Source organism: Maribacter sp. MS6 (assembly GCF_056839185.1).
In genome coordinates, this window is record NZ_CM166389.1 from 2510946 (window position 1) to 2535367 (window position 24422).

Annotated in this window: 22 protein-coding genes; 10 read left to right on the forward strand and 12 right to left on the reverse strand. The window is 37.6% G+C overall.

The features are described 5' to 3' along the window. Positions 1–62: 62 nt before the first annotated feature. Positions 63–1256: a glycine C-acetyltransferase gene (gene kbl, locus MS6x_RS11025; protein WP_482601957.1), complete on the reverse strand. Its 1194-nt coding sequence runs from the start codon at positions 1254–1256 to the stop codon at positions 63–65. A gap of 7 nt (positions 1257–1263) precedes the next feature. After that, the gene (locus MS6x_RS11030; RefSeq protein WP_482601959.1) at positions 1264–4368 is read right to left on the reverse strand and encodes a UvrD-helicase domain-containing protein; all 3105 of its coding nucleotides are present in this window, start codon (positions 4366–4368) and stop codon (positions 1264–1266) included. A gap of 120 nt (positions 4369–4488) precedes the next feature. Between MS6x_RS11030 and MS6x_RS11035 the strand changes: the two genes are divergently transcribed. After that, positions 4489–5097 (forward strand): superoxide dismutase, encoded by a 609-nt coding sequence (locus tag MS6x_RS11035; protein WP_482601961.1) that lies wholly within the window; start codon positions 4489–4491, stop codon positions 5095–5097. A 1124-nt stretch (positions 5098–6221) separates the two neighbouring features. Here the strand turns inward: MS6x_RS11035 and MS6x_RS11040 are convergent. The 4 genes from MS6x_RS11040 to purN form a co-directional block, all read right to left on the reverse strand. Beyond that, positions 6222–8120: an amidophosphoribosyltransferase gene (locus MS6x_RS11040; protein ID WP_482601963.1), complete on the reverse strand. Its 1899-nt coding sequence runs from the start codon at positions 8118–8120 to the stop codon at positions 6222–6224. Positions 8121–8240: 120 nt separating this feature from the next. Continuing rightward, complete coding sequence (locus tag MS6x_RS11045) at positions 8241–9167, reverse strand: PfkB family carbohydrate kinase (RefSeq protein WP_482607162.1); 927 nt, start codon at positions 9165–9167, stop codon at positions 8241–8243. Positions 9168–9307: 140 nt separating this feature from the next. After that, on the reverse strand, positions 9308–9943 hold the full coding sequence (locus tag MS6x_RS11050) for a ribonuclease H1 domain-containing protein (RefSeq protein WP_482601965.1): 636 nt from the start codon (positions 9941–9943) through the stop codon (positions 9308–9310). 87 nt (positions 9944–10030) lie between these two features. Then, entirely contained in the window at positions 10031–10609 is a 579-nt protein-coding gene (purN, locus tag MS6x_RS11055) for a phosphoribosylglycinamide formyltransferase (protein ID WP_482601967.1), read from the reverse strand. Between the two features lie 286 nt (positions 10610–10895). On the opposite strand from purN, the gene MS6x_RS11060 reads away from it, so the two are divergent. The 5 genes from MS6x_RS11060 (at position 10896) to pyk (ending at position 15257) form a co-directional block, all read left to right on the forward strand. Then, a complete protein-coding gene (locus tag MS6x_RS11060) occupies positions 10896–11129 on the forward strand; it encodes an acyl carrier protein (protein ID WP_008269813.1) in 234 nt (77 codons plus the stop codon). 110 nt (positions 11130–11239) lie between these two features. Then, a complete protein-coding gene (gene fabF / locus MS6x_RS11065; RefSeq protein WP_482601969.1) occupies positions 11240–12490 on the forward strand; it encodes a beta-ketoacyl-ACP synthase II in 1251 nt (416 codons plus the stop codon). Between the two features lie 8 nt (positions 12491–12498). Next, complete coding sequence (gene rnc, locus MS6x_RS11070; RefSeq protein WP_482601971.1) at positions 12499–13233, forward strand: ribonuclease III; 735 nt, start codon at positions 12499–12501, stop codon at positions 13231–13233. A 114-nt stretch (positions 13234–13347) separates the two neighbouring features. Next, entirely contained in the window at positions 13348–13812 is a 465-nt protein-coding gene (locus MS6x_RS11075; protein WP_482601973.1) for an IPExxxVDY family protein, read from the forward strand. A gap of 2 nt (positions 13813–13814) precedes the next feature. Then, entirely contained in the window at positions 13815–15257 is a 1443-nt protein-coding gene (gene pyk / locus MS6x_RS11080) for a pyruvate kinase (RefSeq protein ID WP_482601975.1), read from the forward strand. 68 nt (positions 15258–15325) lie between these two features. On the opposite strand, the gene MS6x_RS11085 is transcribed toward pyk, so the two are convergent. Continuing rightward, on the reverse strand, positions 15326–15847 hold the full coding sequence (locus MS6x_RS11085; RefSeq protein WP_482601977.1) for a PAS domain-containing protein: 522 nt from the start codon (positions 15845–15847) through the stop codon (positions 15326–15328). A 201-nt stretch (positions 15848–16048) separates the two neighbouring features. Between MS6x_RS11085 and MS6x_RS11090 the strand changes: the two genes are divergently transcribed. The 4 genes from MS6x_RS11090 (at position 16049) to MS6x_RS11105 (ending at position 18307) form a co-directional block, all read left to right on the forward strand. Beyond that, positions 16049–16897, forward strand: a complete 849-nt coding sequence (locus tag MS6x_RS11090) for a helix-turn-helix domain-containing protein (RefSeq protein ID WP_482601979.1) — start codon at positions 16049–16051, stop codon at positions 16895–16897. A 92-nt stretch (positions 16898–16989) separates the two neighbouring features. Then, positions 16990–17145: a hypothetical protein gene (locus MS6x_RS11095; RefSeq protein ID WP_482601981.1), complete on the forward strand. Its 156-nt coding sequence runs from the start codon at positions 16990–16992 to the stop codon at positions 17143–17145. Positions 17146–17264: 119 nt separating this feature from the next. Next, on the forward strand, positions 17265–17813 hold the full coding sequence (locus tag MS6x_RS11100) for a carboxymuconolactone decarboxylase family protein (protein WP_482601983.1): 549 nt from the start codon (positions 17265–17267) through the stop codon (positions 17811–17813). An 86-nt stretch (positions 17814–17899) separates the two neighbouring features. Next, positions 17900–18307 carry a plastocyanin/azurin family copper-binding protein gene (locus tag MS6x_RS11105; protein ID WP_482601985.1) on the forward strand — a complete coding sequence of 136 codons (408 nt, stop codon included), beginning with the start codon at positions 17900–17902 and terminating at the stop codon, positions 18305–18307. A gap of 61 nt (positions 18308–18368) precedes the next feature. On the opposite strand, the gene dinB is transcribed toward MS6x_RS11105, so the two are convergent. The 5 genes from dinB to pheS all read right to left on the reverse strand — a co-directional run bounded on the left by dinB (position 18369) and on the right by pheS (position 24277). Then, complete coding sequence (gene dinB / locus MS6x_RS11110; protein ID WP_482601987.1) at positions 18369–19478, reverse strand: DNA polymerase IV; 1110 nt, start codon at positions 19476–19478, stop codon at positions 18369–18371. A 658-nt stretch (positions 19479–20136) separates the two neighbouring features. Further along, a complete protein-coding gene (locus tag MS6x_RS11115) occupies positions 20137–21792 on the reverse strand; it encodes a SulP family inorganic anion transporter (protein ID WP_482601989.1) in 1656 nt (551 codons plus the stop codon). Between the two features lie 30 nt (positions 21793–21822). Next, positions 21823–22521, reverse strand: a complete 699-nt coding sequence (locus MS6x_RS11120) for a carbonic anhydrase family protein (protein ID WP_482601991.1) — start codon at positions 22519–22521, stop codon at positions 21823–21825. Between the two features lie 300 nt (positions 22522–22821). Beyond that, a complete protein-coding gene (locus tag MS6x_RS11125) occupies positions 22822–23217 on the reverse strand; it encodes a hypothetical protein (protein WP_482601993.1) in 396 nt (131 codons plus the stop codon). Positions 23218–23257: 40 nt separating this feature from the next. Beyond that, the gene (gene pheS / locus MS6x_RS11130; RefSeq protein WP_482601995.1) at positions 23258–24277 is read right to left on the reverse strand and encodes a phenylalanine--tRNA ligase subunit alpha; all 1020 of its coding nucleotides are present in this window, start codon (positions 24275–24277) and stop codon (positions 23258–23260) included. Positions 24278–24422 lie beyond the last annotated feature (145 nt).

Consider the following 24422-nt stretch of genomic DNA (forward strand, 5'->3'; position numbering starts at 1 on the left):
ATATTATTAACAAAATCAATTTCCTATTTTTTTTAACGCATTTGAAGGATTAAATGACGCGTTTAAACGATTTTTAACTCCTGTCCGACTTCTGTAAAGGCTTTTATGGCATTATCTAATTGCTCTTTCGTATGCGCCGCCGATAGCTGCACACGTATTCGTGCTTTGCCTTTAGGTACTACAGGATAAAAGAATCCTATAACATAGATTCCTTTCTCTAGAAGTTTATTTGCCATTACCTGTGAAAGTTTAGCATCGTATAGCATAACTGGAACTATGGCAGACTCCCCATCTATAATGTCAAATCCAGCATCTTTGATTCCTTTTTTAAAATAAGCCGTATTTTCTTGCAGGGCGTCTCTTAAACTAGTATCATTTTTTAACATATCAAAAACCTTAATGGAGGCTCCTACGATAGCTGGAGCTAGGGAGTTAGAAAACAGATAGGGTCTAGATCTTTGTCGCAATAGTTCTATAATCTCTTTCTTGCCAGTAGTGTAACCCCCCATGGCGCCGCCTAGCGCTTTCCCTAAGGTGCCGGTAATGATGTCTATACGACCCATGACATTCTTTTCTTCTAAGGTGCCTATTCCTTTTGTACCAATAAAACCGGTCGCATGACATTCATCTATCATAACTAGTGCGTCATATTTATCTGCTAAGTCACATATTTTATCCAAAGGAGCCACCAAGCCATCCATGGAAAACACACCGTCTGTAACAATTATTTTAAATCTAGCACCGTCCTTGTTAGCTTGTTGTAATTGTTTTTCAAGATCTGCCATGTCGCTATTGGCATACCTATAGCGCTTTGCCTTGCATAACCGAACACCATCAATAATAGAAGCGTGATTTAATGAATCGGAGATAATGGCATCTTCGGAGGTTAGTAAAGGCTCAAAAACTCCCCCGTTGGCATCAAATGCAGCTGCGTATAATATGGTATCCTCTGTTTCATAAAAATCAGCAATTTTGGCTTCCAGTGTTTTGTGTATGTCTTGGGTGCCACAAATAAAACGTACCGAAGACATTCCAAAACCATGGGAATCCAGTGTGTCTTTCGCTGCTTGCACAACATCTGGATGAGACGACAAACCCAAATAGTTGTTCGCACAGAAGTTTATAACTTCTTGTCCTGTAGCTATTTTTATAGAAGTATCTTGGGGTGATACGATAATACGCTCCTCCTTAAATAACCCATCTTCTTTAATTTGTTGAATCTCAGCTTCTAAATGTTCTTTGATTTTTCCGTACATAATAATGTTAAATAAATTCTGCAGTTATAGTATTGTCAATATATACAATGATTTTTTCATCTATGGTATAACCCAAATCGGTTAAGGCGTTGGCATAAGCTAATACTTGATTCTTGTATTTTGGGTTTTTACTACCCGTTTTGTAATCTACTACAGAGGCATGATTGTTCCTTATGACCACTCTGTCCGGGATTAACTTTTGCCCGGTGGCCAAGAGGATTTCCCTCTCATTGTAAACCTGGTTCTCTTGATTAAACAAAGGTATTAGTTTTGGATGGGTAACAACCTGTAACACCTTATCTTTTATTTGTGATATTTCGTCCGGGAGTATTATACCTTGTTGTAAGGCTCGTTTCACGGCGGTATTAATATCTTTATCGGTATGGATAAGGCCCAAAATATAGTGTATTGCGTTTCCTTTTTTTATAGCTTCTTCCTGTGCTGTATCCCATAGCATACCTGCTGTTGTCAGTATGTTAAAGCTAGGTCTGTTCTTGTGAGTATAACCAAAAGGAATTTCTAAATGTTCGTATTCTTCGGTGTTTTTAACCTCTAAGTTTTTTGGAAGTGTGCCAAAGCTATAGTCTTCGGTGTTATCGTTCCAGAGCCCTTTGGATTGTAGGTAGTGAATAAAAAGACCAGAGAAATAACTGGGTTTGTGGGAGCCGTCCCTATTCAGATCTTTTTCACTAATGATATAAAGGGATGCCTCTGCCCTTGTGAGGGCTACATATAAAAGGTTAAAAGCGTCTAAGTGTAATTTTTGCTGTTCCTCATCGAATAGTAAAGCTTCTTGCTCCCCATATTCCCTAATCTCCTGTTTTTTGGATAGTAGAAGTTCTTGAAAACCTGAAAAAGATTCGGGAGCTACCGTTGTCCATATTTTCGGTTCTATTTCCTCAAAAATATAGGTATTAGCATACGGGAAAATAACCACCGGAAATTCTAAGCCCTTAGATTTATGAATGGTCATTATCTGCACAGCATTTGTGGTCTCTGGTGTGCTAATGCTCAACTTGTTACCTTTTTTGTCCCAATACGTTAGAAAAGATTGGATGTCCGCACCATGTTTTTGTTGCACTTCGAAAATAGCATCCATAAAAGCGGTAAGATGGGCGTCGGATTTTGGGATAAGATCAAATACTTTAATCGCATGCTCCATACCATCATAAATAGCAGTTTCTCTAAAAAGTTTTATATTAAAACCATAAGAATTTTGAAGGAGGATGTCCAGCTTATTCAAGTTAGTCGTTATGAAGGTATGCTTATCCCTTAGCGTCGTTGCAAAAAATTGTAGTACTTCATAACTAAGTTCTGATTCGTTTGGCTGCATGGTATATTTTGCCAAGGATACTAAGAATTTAACCTTGGCACTGCTGGAAAGTAAAAGCGATTCGGAGGAAACTACTGGAACATTTTCTTGCATGAGATAGTTTGCCAGCGAGACCCCATGTTTTTTTTTGCGAATTAGGATACAGATATCTTTGTAATCAAACCCTTGCGCTAAGGATGTTGAAATGTGATGCATTGTTTTGTGTCCGTAAAGGGAATCATCTGCATCGTTCAAAAAGGACAAATGCACATAACCACCTTCTTTATGGTTGGTTTCTTGCCGGTTTCCTTCTTCAAAAAATATCCGATACTTTGGGTGTTCCAAGAAGGAACTTATACTTTGAAAAAAGGAGTTGTTGAAACGAACGATTTCATGATAACTACGATAGTTTTTAGGAAGTATTCGGGTTTCGCTCGCAATGGAAAATGGGTTGGAAAGAGAGGTGGCCAATTCTAGAAATTGTTCTGCTTCACCTCCGCGCCATCGGTAAATTGCCTGTTTGGCATCGCCAACTAAAAAAAGAGATCCTGTTTGTCCTTGTTCGTCCTCGCTTTCCAAAGCATTTCCTATCAATGGAATTAGATTATCCCATTGCATTTTAGAGGTGTCTTGAAACTCATCTATAAAGTAATGGCGATACTTCTCTCCCAAACGTTCATAAATAAAAGGAGCAGGCTGGTTCTTTATTTCGTTGGATATAATGGTGTTGAACTCAGAAATGGATAGCTGATCTTTTTCTTTTTGAATGTTCTTTATCTCTCTTTGTATCGCATTAAGCAATGTAAGCGGGACAAGGTTTCTGTAGGCATTCTGTAAAAAGTTAAATCGCATCAATTTCGACTCTAGTTCTCTAAAAAGCTTAATGAACTGGGCGTGAAGACCATCCAAGATAGATTTTGTAGGCTCTTTACAAGATTTATTGTAAAGAGGCTTCGTTTCAAAATTTTGTTTCCATCCGCTTTTGAAATCCTGTTTTAAATCGCCCTCCGCTATTTTCATCATGAATTTTGGAAAGTAACTAGAAGTAAAATCACTAAAAACCAAGCCATGGTTTTCAATGAGATTCAGACTCTCATTTGCGTTTGAAATTATTTCTTTTTTATAGTTTGCTAGGGTGTTAGAAATATTTCTTTGTAAGGTTAAAAAATCGCTAATCGATTTGTTTTCGAGTTTTTTTATATGGGAAACATTATTTTCGTTGAACAATAATTTGCCAATTTTAGTTAGGTCAAATGCGATATCCCAACTTCTATCGTCATCTATTTTTTCCAAAGCAAAGTCCATCAAGACCTTGGTAAGTTCCATATCTTCTCCAGCCTTTGAGATAACTCGAGAAACGGCTTCGTCCAAAAGCAAATCGGTATCAAGGACTACTTCAAAGTTTTGAGGAATTTTAAGGTCTTTGGCAAAAGTTCGTATCAGCCTATGGGTAAACTTATCTATGGTAGAAATATCAAAGAACGCATAATTATGAAGTAACTCCTTAAGACTTTTTTTACTTAGTGCAGTAAGCGATTCTTGAGTCATGCCTAACTCCTGCATGACATCTTTAAACAAGGAGGAGGCTTCCTTAATTGAGGAAGTTTTGCTAAAAGCAAAGAGACTGTCCAAAATTCGTTTCTTCATTTCGTTCACCGCTTTGTTGGTGAACGTTATGGCTAAAATACGCTTGAAGCTGCGTGGCGAAGAAAGAACAATTTTTAAATACGCTTTAGAGAGTGCATAGGTTTTTCCGGAACCTGCGGAGGCGTTATATATTTTAAAAGAGCTTTTCTGCACTTGCTTTTAGGTGCAAAATAAGCATAATCAAACAGTTCTTAACAAATTATTAGGGGAATGTAAATGTTAAAAACTGTAAATTTGAGTAGAAAATAATATTAACAACAAAACAAAAAAATTATGGCTTTTGAATTACCAAAATTGCCCTATGCCTATGATGCCTTAGAGCCCCATATTGATGCAAGGACAATGGAAATACACTATACGAAACATCATAACGGATATACTACAAAACTAAATGGTGCAATTGAAGGGACCGATTTAGAAAGTAAATCGATAGAAGAGATCCTAAGCTCTTTGGATATGGATAATGGTGCAGTACGTAACAATGGTGGTGGATTTTATAACCATGCCTTATTTTGGAATGTTTTATCCCCTAACGGAGGTGGGAAACCTACAGGAGCAATAGCAGACGCTATTAATGATGCTTTTGGCACATTTGAAGAGTTTAAGGATAAATTTAGTACCGCAGCTGGAACTAGATTTGGTTCTGGGTGGGCTTGGCTTTGTGTACAAAAAGGAGGAAAACTAGAAATTTGTTCTACACCAAATCAAGATAACCCATTGATGCCCGGAGTAGGATGTGGCGGATTTCCTATTTTAGGCCTAGATGTATGGGAGCATGCGTATTACCTGAATTATCAAAATAGAAGACCAGATTATGTAAATGCATTCTTCAATGTTATTAATTGGCAAGAAGTTGCTAAACTATACGCTGAAAATAAATAACAAGAGATAAGAAAAAACTTGTTAAAGTATATATCTACAACCACTTAGGAATTTTCTTAAGTGGTTTTTTGTATAAAATAGAAATAGAAAAGGGCGGAGAAGTCTCCACCCTTTTCGTCCCAAATCTTACCATAAACTTAACCTACTTATGCTATGGCAAGACTAAATTACTGGTATTGTGGGAAATAAAAAAAGAAATGTTAAAAAAAATGTAGTTTCTTTTTACTGTTGCAAATTCATTTATTGTAAAGTAGGAGAATAAGTTAAATAAAAAAGGCAGAGCATTGCTCCACCTTTTTTCCCCAAATCTTACCATGAACTTAACCTACTTATGCTATGGTTTTTCAAATGTATTGCACACGGTCACCATAAAAAAAGGAAATGGACAAACATCCAATTCCTTGGTTGAAATACCTTTGGGAGAAATCCTTTACGATAATAGTAACGTTATAAAGTGTGTCGTCAGCGTTTTGGGGCAATTATTGCTTTAGGGCATCTTTGGGTCTTTGTATCTTCTGTTAAATTTCTAATGACTGAGAAAGTAAGGACTACCAAGGAAAGAAAATTCAGATGGAAATACATAAACAGGGTAAAAATAAAAAGACGGAGCATTGCCCCGTCTTTTCCCCAAATCTTACCATGAACTTAACCTACTTATGCTATGGTTCTTCAAAGGTATGGCGCATGGTTATATTAAAAAAAGGTATCGGTCAAACACCCCAATTATCAGGTTCAAAAGTAATTAGGGATAAATGGCGTAGTAGACTTATTGAGTTTGAAACTGGTTATATTCTCCAAATCAAATATATGCGTACATATAACTGAAAAGGGGTAATACTGGTTTAAGGTTCGGATGTTCTAAGGTATAAGGGGAGTGCCATTGCGGATTGCCAGTGGCGGATGTCGCGGAAGGCTAAGAGAGCTTAAAGCGATGCACTATGGACTGAAAATAAAAAAGGTGGAGAAGTCTCCACCTTTTTTGCCCCAAATCTTACCATGAACTTAACCTACTTATGCTATGGTAAGCTCAAAACTAATTTTGTTTCGTTCAAACTACCTATTGTAACGTTAAAGCGCTAATTTCATCGACGAAATGCTTAAATAAACGTTTTTTATCGATTAAATTAATAGGCACGTTCATTTTTACCCTCATAAAAGTTGATAAACGCCTTATTTACTACTCGGTTTCCGCCAGGGGTAGGATAGTTACCTGTAAAGTACCAATCTCCTAAGTTTTTAGGACATGCTAAGTGTAAATTAGATATTGTTTGGTAAATGATCTGGACCTCTGCATTTATGGCATCGGAACTTAAAAGCTCGCCTATTTTGCTTGAAATTTGATTAGCGGAGAATGGAGCATAAAATTCTTTAACGTAATTAATGACATCCTTATCCTTGTTTTGCACCTGTTCTACACACTTTTTATAAATAGTATCAATCAAGTTCATAGTGCCATGGTCTTGATGCAAGGCCAATGCTGCTTTAAAGGCAATAAAGTCTTCTAGTTTTGCCATGTCTATACCATAACAGTCAGGATATCGAATTTGGGGAGCTGACGAAACAACAATTATTTTTTTGGGAGCCAACCGATCCAAAATACGCAAAATACTTTTTTTAAGTGTTGTTCCCCGTACAATACTATCATCAATAATAACAAGGTTATCACCTTTATTTACTGAACCATAGGAGATATCGTAAACGTGCGCCACCAAATCGTCCCTACTATCATCTTGTGTAATAAACGTTCTTAATTTGGCATCCTTTATTGCTACTTTTTCTATTCTTGGACGAACCTCTAGAATAGCATGAAGCTGTTCACTTGTTATTTTTGTTCCAATGGCAAGTATCTCTTCTTCCTTTTTTTTGTTCAGGTAATTTTGGGCTTCTTTAACCATGCCAAAGAACGAAGTCTCTGCCGTATTTGGAATATAAGAGAACACTGTGTTCTTAATATCATGATCTATTGCTGCTAGAATTTGAGGAAAAACTAATTTGCCCAATTCTTTTCGTTCCTGATAAATTTCTTTGTCACTACCTCGTGAAAAATAAATTCGCTCAAAGGAACAAGCCTTTCGCTCAGTAGGCTCTAGTACCCTTTTTATACTAGAGGTACCGTTTTTCTTAATTATTAATGCATGTCCAGGATCAAGCTCTACAACTTCTTCATAAGGTACGTTGAAAACCGTTTGAATAGCAGGTCTTTCAGAAGCTACGACTACCACTTCATCATCCCTGTAATAATATGCGGGCCGTATTCCTGCAGGATCTCTAAGGACGAATGCATCACCATGGCCTAATAGGCCCGCCATAGCATATCCACCATCAAAATTCTTAGCGGCCCTACGAAGTATCTTACCCACTTTTAACCGATCTGCAATAATAGCGGAAGCTTCTTGCTTGGTATAGCCTTCCTTTTTTATCTCTTTGTATAGTTTGGCAACGGCATCATCCAAGAAATGGCCAATTTTTTCCATAACCGTAACCGTATCCGCCATTTCTTTAGGGTGCTGACCTAATTGAATTAGATTATCAAATAGTTCGTGCACATTAGTCATATTGAAGTTTCCGGCTACAATAAGGTTACGATGCATCCAGTTGTTTTGTCTTAGGAACGGATGCACACTTTCTATACTGTTCTTTCCAAACGTACCGTAACGAACATGTCCCAAAAGTAATTCTCCTATATAAGGGATATTCTTTTTTTGTAATGCTACGTCATTTTCATATTCGGGATGATCTTTAAGCTCTTTGTTGATTCGATCGTTTATTTGTGCAAAAATATCTTGTATTGGTTGTTGTTCACACGATCGAACACGGCTCATATATCTTTGACCTGCTTCTACGTCTAATTTTATGCTGGCAAAACCAGCTCCGTCTTGACCACGGTTGTGCTGCTTTTCCATCATTAAGTACATTTTATTTACTCCATAAAATGCAGACCCATATTTCTCCTTGTAATATTCAAGAGGCTTAAGTAAACGGATTACAGAAATGCCACATTCGTGCTTAATAGCGTCACTCATTGTTACTTTTGTTTGATAAGCTTTATAGTTCTAAATCAAAATTTATTTTCTATCGGTATTTTTGCAAGACTATTTTTATATTCTAGGTACTAACAAAAAAACCCCAATTATGGGGCTTGTTTATTGTAATTCAATTTCAAACTGTGTCAATGCCTTAAACTGATGTAATCGACCGTTAACCTCTTTTTTTTCTAGGTTCACCATTCGTTCCGTACCAAAACGTTCTACGCAGAACGATGCCAAATTGGAACCATGTATTACCGCGTTCTTCATGTTTTCAAAGGATGTGTCGCCTGTTGCGGCAAGATAACCGGAAAACCCTCCTGCAAAGGTGTCACCGGCACCTGTAGGATCAAAAACTTCTTCTAAGGGCAAAGCCGGAGCAAAAAATATCTGTTCGCGGTTAAACAATAAAGCACCATGCTCCCCTTTTTTAATCACCACATATTTAGGTCCCATGTCGTAAATTTTACGAGCTGCTTTTACTAAGGAATACTCTCCGGTTAGCTGCCGAGCTTCCTCATCGTTAATAGTAATAACATCAATATGTTTTATGGTTTCCAGTAAAGTGTCCAAGGCATTGTCCATCCAAAAATTCATAGTATCCAGTACTATCAATTTTGGTCGTTTTGTCATTTGATTAATTACACTCATTTGTACTCCTGGATGTAAATTGCCCAACATTACCACGGCTGCGTCTGTGTAATCGCTTGGCACCACAGGGTTAAAATCGGCCAAGGTGTTCAGTTCGGTTATTAGTGTGTCTCTAGAATTAAGGTCGTTGTGGTATAGACCCTTCCAGTAAAAGGTTTTTCCACCTTCTACTATTTCTAGTTGAGATATATCTATGTTTTTAGCACTAAGCAAATCCAAATATTCCTGTGGAAAGTCCTCTCCAACCACGGAAACAATAGCGGAATCTACGTCAAACTGAGAAGCCGAAAGGCCAATAAACGTAGCTGCACCACCCAATATTTTATCTGTTTTCCCGAACGGAGTTTCAATCTCATCAAATGCCACCGTCCCTACAATCACCAACTTGCCCATATACCTATTCAAATTTGCTTGCAAATATACAGTTTTCATTACCCATTATAAACTGGTATTTGATAGATTGATAGTTTTTGAAAGAGATGCTTATACTTGTTTGTTAAACGGTTGAGTATCATACCAAACTATTGGAGTTTTCACTTTCTCCCAAAGTCAGCCGGAATTTCGCCCCAGGCCTTCGTCTCCCATTTTACGATAGGCGTGGAATATTGGTTATTCTTTAGCCAGGAAACTGCACGCCGAATTAAGTCAAACAGGTCTTTATTTTTAGTTGTTTCTGGCAATTTTGTGTTGCATTTTTTCTTTCGTACCCAGCTCATGGCGGTGCGAGAATCGGTATAAATAATACGTTCGCTGTTACGCTCTTTCAAAAAAGCAAGTCCGTGTACGATAGCCAAAAATTCCCCGATGTTATTGGTACCTTCCGGGAAAGGCCCTTGCCTAAATAATTTTTTACCGGTTTTGGTGTCTACGCCCTGGTATTCCATAATACCGGGATTTCCGCTGGACGCTGCATCTACTGAAATGGAGTTATAGTTGGGTTGTCCTATTTTTAAAAGTTCTTGTGGCGATAAACTGGACTCTCTTTTTTTCTTCCCCTTAAAATCTTCATAGTTGCCGTTAAACGCTTTTTGCGCTAGGGCAAGGTTCTCAAAAGATTTGTATTCTGCACCTTTGTAGCCTTCAATAGCCTTTTTGCAAGCGGCCCAGGTTTTATGGATACCAGGTTGCTGTCCCTTCCAAACCACATAGAATTTTACTTTTTTTGCCATTTGTTTGCTTTGATCACGTTGCGGGGGGAGAAATACATACTGATAAAATGGTCTTGGACTGCGCTGAGACCGACAGCTTTGGATTCTCTAATTATTATTGGATAACAACTTTTTTATCACGCTAGGAAAATGGTTAAACTCTAGTTCGTGTATTTTCTCCGCAATAATTTCTGGTGTGTCTTCTGGTAAAACAGTGGTTTTGGCCTGATGTATAATTGCGCCTTCATCATAGTTTTCGTTAACATAATGTATCGTAATACCAGTTTCGGTTTCGTTATTATCTTTAACTGCTTTATGAACATGTTTACCGTACATACCTTTCCCACCGTATTTTGGTAAAAGTGCAGGATGAATGTTAATAATTTTATTCGGAAAGGCATGTACTAGTTCTTGTGGAATCTTCCAAAGAAAACCTGCCAATACAATGAGGTCTGGCGAAAGCGCTGCCAGGATGTTGATGATAAAATTACTATCTGTGAACGCATGTTTGTTAAAACACAATGTATTTATTTTCAATCTATTACATCTATCTAAAACTTTGGCATCCCTTTTGTTAGTTAATACAGCGGCAATGATAACGTTTGGGTCATGGTCAAAATATCGAACTATGTTTTCTACATTAGAACCGGAACCAGAGGCAAGTAATACTATTTGTTTGGGTTTCAAAAGAAAAGGATTTAGTGTAAAGATAAAGTGATATTTGGCAAGGACATTGGAAACTGAACAAAGTAAAAGAATAAAGAGCTCACCATATTATTTAGTAAATTTCTCTATTTCAACTACTTCTTTTTAAACCCACAAACCTTGTTATAACGAAATAATTATTCGGGTAAAATTACTACTCTTGTATTTAATTTGATTAAATTACATCACATTTTAACGACAAAACGTGTTATTAAACCAAAGTTTTTTATTTTTGCCATCAATTTAAATTTTTAAAACCAATATTATTATGTCAGACATTGCATCAAGAGTTAAAGCTATCATCGTTGATAAGTTAGGAGTTGATGAAAACGAAGTGGTAACGGAAGCTAGCTTTACTAACGATTTAGGGGCAGATTCATTGGATACTGTTGAGTTGATCATGGAGTTCGAAAAGGAATTTGATATTCAAATTCCAGACGACCAAGCTGAGAACATCGCAACAGTTGGTCAAGCAATCAGCTATATAGAAGAAGCGAAGTAATTTATGATTTCTCTTAGATAGAATTTCAAATTATCCATGTGGTAAATGCTCCACATGGATAATTTTTTTTAATTTACATTGGTTTATAGGTTAAACTAAAATAATATTCAATGCAATTAAAGCGAGTTGTGGTTACGGGGTTGGGTGCGCTTACGCCGATAGGAAATAACATTGAGGAATATTGGGACGGTCTTGTAAATGGTAAAAGCGGTGCAGCACCTATTACCCATTATGATTCGGAAAAATTCAAGGTAAAATTTGCCTGTGAACTCAAAAACTACAATATAGAAGACCATTTTGATAGAAAGGAAGGCCGTAAGCTAGATAAGTTTGCGCAATATGCCTTAATTTCTTCAGACGAAGCTATTTTAGACTCGAAACTTGATTTGGATAAGGTAGATAAGTTCCGTGTTGGAGTTATCTGGGGAGCCGGAATAGGTGGATTGGAAACTTTCCAGAACGAAGTATTGAATTTTGCCGCAGGGGATGGGACACCGCGTTTTAACCCGTTCTTCATTCCTAAGATGATAGCGGATATCGCTCCTGGCAATATTTCTATAAAACATGGATTTATGGGTCCTAACTATACGACAGTTTCTGCCTGTGCTTCGGCGGCAAACGCTATGATAGATGCGCTTAACTATATTCGTTTAGGTCACTGTGACGTCATTGTCACGGGTGGGAGCGAGGCTGCGGTTACGATTGCCGGCATGGGAGGTTTCGGAGCCATGCATGCCTTGTCTACAAGGAATGATAGTCCAGAGACCGCTTCTAGGCCTTTTGATGCAACTAGAGACGGATTTGTTTTAGGAGAAGGTTCTGGAGCACTTGTATTAGAAGAATATGAGCATGCCAAGGCAAGAGGTGCTAAAATATATGCAGAGGTTGCAGGTGGCGGACTTTCGAGCGATGCGTATCATATGACCGCACCGCATCCAGATGGTATAGGTGTTGTAAAGGTGATGGAAAATTGTCTACGTGATGCAGGTCTTAAACGAGAAGAGGTAGATGCAATTAATACCCATGGTACTTCAACGCCACTTGGAGATGTTGCGGAACTTAAAGCTATTTCCGAAGTGTTCGGGGATCATGCCAAAAATATAAACATCAATTCTACAAAATCCATGACAGGACATTTGCTGGGAGCGGCGGGAGCAATCGAGGCCATAGCATCGATTTTATCTATGGAGCATGGGATTGTGCCTCCTACAATTAACCATACTACAGTAGATGAAAATATAGACCCTAGTTTAAACTTAACGTTGAACAAAGCACAAAAACGGGAAGTCAATGTTGCTATGAGCAATACTTTTGGCTTCGGAGGACATAATGCCTGTGTGGTCTTCAAGAAAATAAAGTAATATAGTTAATGGGATTTCCTAAGAACATATTTAATTCCCATCCCAAAGAGGATGGGGATTTTTTTTTAGGGATAACACATATATTGGGCTTTAAGCCAAAACACCTAAACTATTATAAGAAAGCCTTTCTTCATAGATCGATGAACAAACGAGACAAAGGGGGCAATCCTATGAATTATGAACGATTAGAGTTCTTAGGAGACTCTATGTTGGGGACTATTATTTCTAGGCATCTTTACAACGAAGTACCCAACGGAGATGAAGGCTATCTAACTAAAATGCGCTCTAAGGTGGTAAGTAGGGAGCATCTAAACGAATTGGGGAAAGACCTAGGACTAATAGATTTTCTGGAAAGCAGGATTCCCAAAACCCATTTTGGAGAGAATATTCACGGTAATGTATTTGAAGCATTAGTTGGAGCGATATACTTGGATCGAGGTTACCCTTATTGTGAAAAATTCATTAAAAAAAGAGTTATTGAACCCTATGTAGACATTGAGCAGTTAGAGGGAAGGGTGATTAGTTACAAGAGTTTGATAATCGAATGGTGCCAAAAGAAAAAAAAGACCTTTGATTTTAACGTGTACGATGACACGGGAAAAGATTCCCTAAAGCATTTTGCGGTTAAGTTATCTATAGGGGGATCAGTAGTGGCAAAAGCAAGGGCAACCTCAAAAAAGAAAGCAGAGGAGCGTGCATCTAAAAGAGCATTTTTTGCGCTTCAGGACAAAATAGGGAAGTAAATGCCTATTTTGTAACAAAACACTAACGTTTTAGTAACATTTATTATAGCTTTTAGGACTTTTGTTCTTAGGCTTTATTCTTTAATAATCCTATATTTACGTCTTGTTTAAACTATGGCAGCAGTCTACAAAATAAACGAGGACTTTTACGACGATTCATTTCTTTTGATTGCAATTCATAGTCCTTTAGAGGATTATGCTATCGTTTATAGTTTAAACAAAACACTTAAGGCAAAATTCAAAAGGTCTGGTAAGGATTTTGACTTATCGGAAAATAGTTCCTTTCCTTGGTTTGAATGGGTAGACAAATTCAATGACCGGTATTGGCTTCTTATTGCAAACCAAAGCTCCAAACAAGAAGTACAGGTAAGCAATGATTTGTTTCAGAACGAAACTACATATAGCAGACCGCGACTTGTCCCAGAATATAAAGATGTAGATTATTTTCTTAAAATAGAAGAAGATGAAGGTTTGGAAAGTGATGAAATAGTAAAAGTGTTGAGCAAGATGCCCAAAGTAATTATGGCATATGCGGTACCAATAGATAAATTAAAATCAAAAAAAAATCTAATATTTTAAGTATGCCAACTAATAAAAAAACAAAAATAGTAGCCACTTTAGGGCCGGCCACCAGCAAAAAAGATGTGCTTAGAAGTATGATGTTAGCGGGAGTCGATGTCTTTAGGATTAACTTCTCTCATGCAGATTATGAAGATGTTAAAGAGCGAGTAGCCATGATTCGTGAGTTAAACGAAGAATTGGAAATCAATACTTCCATACTTGCAGATTTACAGGGCCCAAAGTTGCGTGTAGGCGTAATGGCAGGAGAAGTTGTTGTAAGTCCGGGGGACGAAATCACCTTTGTTACCGGAACTCCTTTTGAGGGTACTGCCGAACGCGTATACATGAACTACAAGGAATTCCCTAGAGATGTAAAGCCAGGAGAACGCATACTTTTAGATGATGGTAAGTTAATGTTCGAGGTACTTACCACTAATGGAGAGACTGAGGTTAAGGCTAAAGTGATACAAGGTGGCCCGTTGAAATCCAAAAAAGGGGTAAATCTTCCTAATACGAATATATCCCTGCCAGCTCTTACCGAAAAGGATATCAAGGATGCGGAGTATGCCATTTCACTGGAGGTCGACTGGATAGCGCTCTCTTTTGTCCGTTTTAGTCAAGACCTTATCGATTTACAAAATATCATAAGTAAGCATTCTAAGCATAAAATTCCGATTATAGCTAAAATCGAAAAACCGGAAGCCGTAGATAATATAGACAAAATAGTAGCCTATTGCGATGGTTTAATGGTAGCTCGCGGAGATTTAGGAGTTGAAGTTCCTGCCCACGAAGTTCCTTTGATTCAGAAAAAATTAGTTTTGAGGGCAAAGAAAGCAAGAATACCTGTAATTATTGCTACCCAGATGATGGAAACCATGATTACGAGTCTTACACCAACAAGAGCTGAGGTAAACGATGTTGCAAATTCCGTTATGGACGGTGCCGATGCGGTAATGCTTTCAGGAGAAACTTCGGTAGGAAATTATCCGGTCCAAGTTATAGAAAAGATGACGAGCATTTTAAAAAGTGTTGAAGGAAGTGAACTGATAAAAGTTCCGCACGAGCCACCGCATATTAGAACAAAGCGCTTTATTACGAAATCTGTTTGTTACCACGCAGCGCTAATGGCCAATGAGATAAAGGCTAAAGCTATATCTACATTGACTAACAGTGGTTACACGGCATTCCAAATTTCTGCTTGGAGACCAAGTGCACATATACTTGTGTTTACATCCAATAAACGTATACTTACCCAGTTAAATTTGTTATGGGGGGTTAAGTCATTTTATTATGACAAGTATGTTTCTACGGATGAAACAATAGATGACGTGAATAGCATAGCCTGTAAAAAAGGATTTTTAGAAGTCGGAGATATGCTCGTAAGTTTGGCGGCCATGCCCATTAAGGATAAAGGAATGGTCAATACGTTGCGTGTTACAGAAATAGAAAGTTGTAATTTCTAGTTTACAGCCCAAACTAATAGAAAAACCCGCTACTAGCGGGTTTTTTGTTTCTAAAAAACCTTGGTGTTTTAAGCTACCTCTTTTTCAAAAGCTATAAAATTGATAACCTTACCTGTTTTGTTAAATACCGGTTGACCATGTATCCAACACTTATAGGTAGTACCATCTTGTCTATAATTGGTTACTATTGTTTCAAATGATCGTTCTTCCTTAATCGCGTTTGAAATAAGTGCTAAAGACTTTTTACAGGTTTTTTCACCTTGGAACATCTTTGGTTTGTTCCCAATAATCTGTTCTGGTCTGTAACCGTTCATTTTCCAAATGTTATTTGTAGCGTAAACAATATCAAGTTTGGAATCCGTAACAACGATTACATGGTCTTTTTCTTGTAGTTGTTCTTGCAATATGTTCTGGTCAAATGCCCATGAACTTTCTTTGGCGATTTTGAATAAGGATGAAAGGTCATTCGCCGTTTCACATACCTTATCAAAATTTAAGGCATAAAAATCCCATGAAGACACAGGTAGGGGGGTAATTTTTAATGTTTTGTAAAACTTCCGTACGGCATCGTCGTAATTTCCAATATCCATAATAATTAAATAATATTAATAATCTTTTTCATAGCAATAGCTGATAAAGCTATTAAAACGGTTTATAGTCGTCAAATTAATAGGAATCATTAACAGTATTGTTTAATAATTTATTCGATTTATTTTCTTTAGTCCCTGTAAAGAATGAACAAAAAAACAGACTAAACCGGTATTATTAAGCTATTTTATATCATATTTCTTATGCATTACGAATATTACAACCGTAAGTTAGGTTCACTTCTAGGCTTTACCAACAACGTTCACAACGATAAGAAGATGTTCTCCCTGAGTTCTGGGAATATTGCCATTTTATGGAATAGAAATGAAACAATTGCACGTTTTAGTCTAGACGGTACGGTAATAACCTTGCTCCCCAACCAACTAGTGACCACAACTTATTTGCAGCATATTTCTTATTATAAGGAAGAACCACCATTAACTGCCTTTCTTTTTAATAGGGCGTTCTACTGTATTAACGATCATGATAGCGAAGTATCCTGCAATGGGATCTTATTTTTTGGCACCCAGGATGTACCAATTATTACGATTCCTGAAAATCAGCTTTTAAAGTTTAATTTGTTACATGATATTTTTATCGAAGAATTTTCCACATCCGATCAAATTCAAGGAGATATGCTGCAGATGCTTTTAAAGCGTCTCATTATTATATGTACTAGACTTGCAAAAGAACAACATATAATAAAAGCTATGGACAACGACCAAATAGAGGTGGTGCGCAAGTTTAATGTTTTGGTAGACACCCATTTTAGAACAAAACGAAAGGTTAGGGATTATGCGGATCTTTTATTTAAAAGCCCAAAAACGCTTTCTAATTTATTTGCATTGTACAACCAAAAATCACCACAACAGATTATTTTGGAACGTTTGGCACTTGAGGCCAAGCGGCTAATAACCTTCACGGATAAACAAAATCAGGAAATAGCTTACGACCTTGGTTTTAACGACCCAGCCCATTTTAGTCGCTTCTTTAAGAAAATGACGGGGTTTTCTCCTTCCCAATACAAGCAAAATAGTAGTTTGTCCGCTTAAAAGGAAATTTGTGCAAGTAGTCGGGCAATAGCTCCTAACAAAAAGCTTGGTTCTCATCGCATCTTTGTAGTGTACTTTAAAAACAAAGAAAGATGAAACTAAAACAACCTTCCATTTTTAATCTGATAGAAATTTTCAGTCAGTCTAGAACAAGACAATCTAACATAATTCATACAGAATCGCATTGCGAGCAAAAGCATCATCATGATTTCTATTGTGATGCGGAGAAACCATTTATATCCTTATAGCCAACATTAATATCAGGTTTAAAACGAGACACCTGAGAATAAGTCTCGTGGAGAAAACACCAAATTTAAATAACATAGTAATCTCTGCAATTGCAGTGATAGAACAAAAACAAATAATTATGAATAATTTTAATGTACCCACAAGAGAAGAAGTCAGTGAAAGCAACCAAGCTATTTTTGATAATCTAAAAAATACATTGGGTTTTGTACCCAATCTCTACGCCACCTATGCCCATTCAAAAAATGCCCTTGGTAATTACTTAGCACTTAGTGGAGCAAAAACGTCCCTAAATGCAAAACAGAAAGAAGTGGTAAACTTGGCCGTTAGTCAAGTGAACGAATGTCTGTACTGCTTAGCTGCCCACACAGCTATAGGTAAAATGAACGGTTTCAACGACTCACAAATATTGGAACTTAGAGCAGGGAAAGCCTCTTTTGACGTGAAATTGGACGCTTTGGCCAAATTGGCCAAAAACATGACCGAAAACAGAGGTAGTACTGACACTGCGGTGGTAGCGGATTTCTTAAACGCAGGTTGGACCAAGGAAAATTTAATAGACACCATTGTTTTGGTGGGGGATAAGACCATATCCAACTACCTGCACAAAACTACCAACGTGCCAGTAGACTTTCCAGCAGCACAACCTTTGGAAGCGGTAACAGCTTAAATATAAAACGTAGACCTTCGGTTGATAGCAAGGTCATCTAATAATAATTAAAACTTCCGTGTAACGGAAAATTAAATTCAGTACTTATGAAAAAATTAATAGCAGTAGCAGTAGTCGTATTTGGAACAGTATTTAATATAAATGCGCAGGAAAATACGATGAAGAAGACTAAAATGACCAATCAGGATACTAAAGTGGTTGCCTTGGAACAGATTCCTGGCGAATTTACCACCAAAGAGCTAACGTTAAACGAGGGTATCTATGTGTTCGAAATTTTCAACAATGCAGTAGGACATAATATTGGCTTTGTATTGGCTAAAAAAGGTGTGGACTTGTCCAATCCTGAAAACCATATTGAAACGGCATACGTAACCGAGCAAGTGGCCGATGGTCAAAAGCAAATGTCCCTTCCTACAGCCTTAACAAAAGGGGAGTATGTGTATTTTTGTCCTTTAAACCCAACAGCCACCGACAATACGTTGACCGTTAAATGATAATGCGTATAAAAATGGCATTGCAACTCCCATAAGGATAACTTCCTTATGGGAGTTTTTATTAAAAATCAAATTTTAACTGTACCAAAATAGCTTCCTCCGTCGTCTTTACCGTTTTGTTTTTATCGGTATTAAGGTTGGCAAGTGAAAGACCTAATAAGCGTACGGAGTTTTGAAGTTCTTCTTGATACAATAATTGCTTGGCCGTTTCTAGAATAAGGTCTTTGTCTGCTATGTAGTAGGGTAGGGTTTTACTTCGGGTAATTAGAGTAAAATCGCTGTACTTTATTTTTAGTGTAATTGTTTTTCCAGCGATATCGGCTTTTTTTAATCTACGTTCCAATTCGCTAGCTATTTGATCCAAACGTTCGAGCATAAAAATTTCACTACTTAGATTTTCATTAAAGGTGCGTTCTGCACCAACTGATTTTGGAATCCTATGGGGTTTTACCTCGCTGTTATGGATACCTCGCACCACATCATAGTAGTATTGGCCGCTTTTTCCGAAATGCTCGCTTAAAAACTCCACCGATTTTGTTTTTAAATCCCTTCCAGTGAAAATACCCTGTTGATACATTTTCTCTGCGGTAACTTTTCCTACCCCGTAGAATTTTCGGATATCCAGGTCTTCTAAGAACTCCAGTACCTCCTCCGGATTCACTGTTTTTTGTCCATTGGGCTTATTCACATCGCTCGCTACTTTCGCAATGAATTTGTTGATAGAAATCCCAGCGGAGGCATTTAACCCTGTTTCTTCTAAAATACGTTGACGTATTTCTTTAGCGATTAAAGTAGCGGAAGGATTACCTTTTTTATTGGTGGTGACATCTAAATAAGCTTCATCCAGGGAAAGAGGTTCCACTAGATTTGTGTATTCATGAAATACGGAGCGTATTTTTTGTGAGATTTCTTTGTATCGGTCAAACCGAGCCTTTACGAATATTAGTTCAGGACAATTCCGTTTGGCTAAAATGCTACTCATGGCACTGCGCACCCCAAATTTTCTTGCTTCATAACTGGCTGCCGCCACAACTCCTCGTTGCGAACTTCCGCCTACTGCAATAGGCTTTCCTTTAAGTTCAGGATTATCCAGTTGCTCCACGGATGCGTAAAAGGCATCCATATCTACATGGATTATTTTTCTTTGTGGTATGCGCGTTCTATTCTCCATCCTAACCTTACAAAGTTAGGAATCTGTTTTGGCTTGTGGTGTTTTTGAGGTATTTAATACAATTTTAGATGAATTGTCTTAACTAAAATTCGCTTTAGTATAATACCATATTTTACAACTTGTATTTAGTCTAGCATTCCTTAATTTTTAATAATTTGAATTGGCTTGCTATTGTATTTCGCACCGATAAAAAAATGGCCCGTACCATTCACTAACATCATTTTCTTCTTTTAAGGTTAAGACCAACGCGTCGGTTTGATTATTAAATAGCATAGGTATTCGCTCCTTTACTGCCGTTAAGAAAATTGTAATAGCCGAGTCTGTCGTATTTGAAGATGTATTTTCTTGCCGGTTAACTATAGAAACAATAACACAGGCTAAAGAAGATGTTCCATTGTTACTACAGTTGGTTCCTGATGCATCTATTAATTCAATCTAAAAATTTTTGAACTGCACACCGTACCGCAGCAAAATTTGGTGGTAAAGCATCTTTTTCTTTGTTGCTTTCACACGTTCTAAAGAGCAGTAGAAAAAATCAGTAAACAACTAATTTATTTCCCACATTCAATAGGTGAAAATCTATAAAAACGGTTGCGTAGTGCAAATTAACTTTAACATGGCCATACTATTTACAATGAGGCTAGCCCTTTTTTGGTATTCAGCCTCTTAAGTCATTAGCTACCCAATCAAAACTAGTTTCTATGGTATCAAAAACTTGAGTTTCTGGGACTAGATCGGGTATTACATCAATAGAGATCAGTAAATCCTTTGGTTGTTCTTGTAAGCCCGTAATCACTACTTTAATATCTTTCAACGCCAAATCCAATATGGCATTTTCGAGTGCATAAATACCGGATTGGTCTATGTAGGGAACCCTATCCATTCGTATTATAAGTGTTTTTACCCCTTCGTCTATATTTTTTACTTGATCTTGAAAATGCGAGGTAAAGCCAAAGAATAAAGGGCCATATAAATGCTTAATATAAATTTGGTCTTTAAATTTTTCAAAGAATTCAATTTCGTCTTCCCAGGGTTTTTCTCCGTCAAACCCAGCAAGGGTGCCTACTTGCATACCTTCCTCACCAATATCACTAGCTTTTTTCATAAACAATAAGGCTGCAAGGGTCACCCCTATGCCTACCGCCTGAATCAAACTTCCAAACGTAGTCCATAGTAGAACCAAAATAAGCACTGCCGCATCAGCTTTGGGCACTACTTTTAAATGCCGGAGACCTTTCATGTCCACAATCTTAAATCCGATTGGAATCAAAATTCCTGCTAATACTGCCAAAGGAATGTAAGCGGCCAAAGAACTTAATCCCAATAAAATAGCCAACAGAAAAGCGCCGTGCAACGCACCTGATAATCGGGTTTTGCCACCAGAATTAATATTTACAACAGTTCCCTTGGTAGCACCAGCGCCAGGAATACCACCAATAAGTGCCGCCACCATATTTCCAATCCCTTGACCTATTAGTTCACGGTTACTGTTGTGTTTTGTTTTGGTCATATTATCAGCAATAACCGAAGTCAATAAAGAATCTATGGAACCTAATACAGCCAAGACCATACCATATTCCAATATTAAAAAGTATGCGCTACTCTCTACGTTGAATAAACCTTCTAACTGTAAAGAAGGGAGTCCAGAAGGGATTTCACCTATAATAGGCACATCCCATTTTATGAAGTAGGCAAATATGGAGACAACGATCAATGCGACCAAGGGGCTTGGAACTGTTTTGTTGATTTTGGGAAATACGTAATAAATAGCAACGGTCATAGCACCCAAAGCAAGGGCTTGCCAATTAAAATCACTGAATAGTCTCGGTAGGTCTGCCATAACCTTAAGGGTCGATTTTGCAGAATCCAAACCAACAAAGGGGAAAATCTGAAGAATGATAATAATAAGACCAACGCCACTCATGAAACCAGAAATTACCGGATAGGGAAAATACTTGATATACCCAGCAATGTTGATCAAACCAAATATAATCTGTAGTGCTCCACCGACTAAAAAGCTAAGCAGTATAATACCCATGGCATCCTGTAAACTTCCCGCTACTTCAATTGCGTTTGCTACTAACGCTGCAGACACCACTGTCATGGGGCCTGTAGGTCCACTAGCTTGGGTAGCCGTGCCGCCAAAAAGCGCGGCCAAGATACCAACGGCAATTGCACCGTAAAGTCCGGCAATTGCACCAAGACCAGATTGAACGCCAAACGCCAATGCCAAAGGAAGCGCTACAACACCCGCAACTAAACCACCGGTTATGTCTCCCTTGATATTACTAAAATCGAAAATATTCTTAAACATGGATAGGAATTAAAGATGGATTGTGGGATATTAAAGGAAAGCTACCTTTCCGGTATCCATATCATAAACACCGCCTATTATTTTTATTTCACCTTTATCCTCCATTTCTTTAAGAATAGGGCTGTTATTTCGTATATCCTGTATTGTTTTATTCACATTGCTCTCACATACCATGTGTACAAATCCTTCGTTTTTTGAGCTTCTATCCCCGTCATACTCTACCGACTCTACCGCAGGCCTTATCTTGGAAAGCATAGCTGTAATATTTCCAAGTTTCACATTGTCCACAGCAGCTTTTACAGCGCCACAATGTTCATGTCCTAAAACCAAGATTACCTTTGAGCCAGATACTTTACAACCAAACTCCATGCTGCCTAGAATATCTTCATTTACAAAGTTGCCTGCAACACGTGCTACAAAAATATCCCCTATTCCTTTGTCAAAAACATCTTCCACAGGTACGCGACTATCTACACATGATAAAATAACAGCTTTTGGAAATTGACCGTCCACTGTTTTACGTATTTGTTCCGTATGGTCTCGTGCCGTGAGTTCTCCCATTACAAATCGTTCGTTACCATCTTTCAGGTTCTGAATTACTATGTTAGGGGTTAAGGCCGCTTGTTCATCAGCGGTCAGTACTTTTTCAACCAAAGGGGTTATTTCCCTTGTGCTAATCTCTCCTGTTTCAGACTCAACATATATGGTCAGCTTTTTAAATGGGCTCATTTACTTGTATTAATGGTTTACGTGAGTTAAAAGTAAACGTGGTATAGGCTTTTTTAAAATTTAAGCCATAACAAATGATTATGTCATACATAAGTAAAACTAAATGTATTTTAATAAAACCATAAAAACACAGGGTCTAACACCTTTATTAATAGAAGGACAGTTTCTAAAAAAATTACAGCTATACGTAAGACAAGGACTAATCCATCTGTCTGGGTTATTCGCTATTGGAGACGGCGTTCATTTTAAAAATTACTATTAAACGAACTCGATAGGAAAGCTATGAGATGGGGTTCTCCTTTATTTCCTCAGAATACCATCCTGTTCGAGTATAGGAATAGGGCTTAGATTGCCAATTGATACGCTACCACTCTCGAAGATAAAACGTTTTTCATATAGTTTGCTATCGGCGTAATAAGTAACGAAGAACTCATTGTTAAGCCTTAGGACATCTTCTTGAACTACTTCTATTTTTTTAAAGGATTTAGCGGCAAGTTCTCCTATGACGTGACGCATAGTAGAGGTTTTTCGTTCTGTATCAAAACCATTAGAAACAACCATAACCATGTCAATAGCCGTAGCTCTGTTATTAAGAATATATGCGTTCCATTCCCTATCTAAAAACTCTTCGTTCGCTTCATGAATAAGCGCTACATAAACTTCTTTGGCAATGGGTATCTCTATATCCTTTTTCATAAAAATATATTGTACTTGTAAAGATGGGGCCTAACGTGTTTTATAAGGCGCTTTTGAATTGCTCTAAAAAGCGAATATCGTTTTCACTCAACAAGCGTATATCAGAAATTTGATGCAATAATAAGGCGATACGGTCAATTCCCATTCCAAATGCGAATCCAGAGTATTCTTCTGAATCTATGCCACAGTTTTTTAAGACATTAGGGTCTACCATACCGCATCCCATAATTTCTAGCCAACCCGTACCTTTGGTCATTTTATAGTCTGTTTCGGTTTCTAATCCCCAATAGACATCTACCTCTGCACTAGGCTCTGTAAACGGAAAATAAGAAGGTCTTAAACGTATTTTAGATTTCCCAAACAGCTCCGTAGTAAAGAATTGAAGTGTTTGCTTTAAATCAGCAAAGGAAACATCCTTATCAATATATAAACCTTCTACTTGATGAAAAAAGCAATGCGAACGCGCCGAAATGGCTTCGTTCCGATATACCCTTCCAGGAGAGATGGTGCGAATGGGAGGTTTGTTATTTTCCATATAGCGCACTTGAACAGATGATGTATGGGTGCGCAATAAAATGTCAGGATCGGTTTGTACAAAAAAGGTGTCCTGCATATCCCGTGCAGGATGATATTCCGGTAAGTTCAAGGCAGTAAAATTATGCCAATCATCCTCTATTTCAGGCCCTTCTGATACGTTGAAACCGATACGTGAAAAGATTTCTATGATTTGGTTTTTTACTATAGAAATAGGATGTCTTGCCCCTAATTCAATAGGATTTCCCGGTCTTGTCAAGTCTCCGTAGCTTCCTGGTTCTTCTTTTGTGCTTTCCAAGGCACTTTTAAGTTCATTTACCTTGTTGGTTGCGGCCTGCTTTAATTCATTGATTGTTTGTCCAAATTCTTTTTTCTGATCATTGGGCACATTTTTAAATTCAGCGAAATAATGGTTTAACAAACCCTTTTTACCTAGATATTTTATACGAAAGGTTTCAATGCCCTCTTTCGTATCTGCAGAGAATTTTTCTACCGCTGCAATATGCTCTTTTAGTGTATTGATCATGGAGTTCTATAAGGCGGTAAATTTAATACATTTTCCTGAACCTCGTTTTTGTTTTTTATAACATTTAGTACCGCAAGAAGCCAATAATTTATTTGGCGGCCAGTGCTTTTACTTTTAGGAGGGGAGTATAATAATGTGAGCTAAT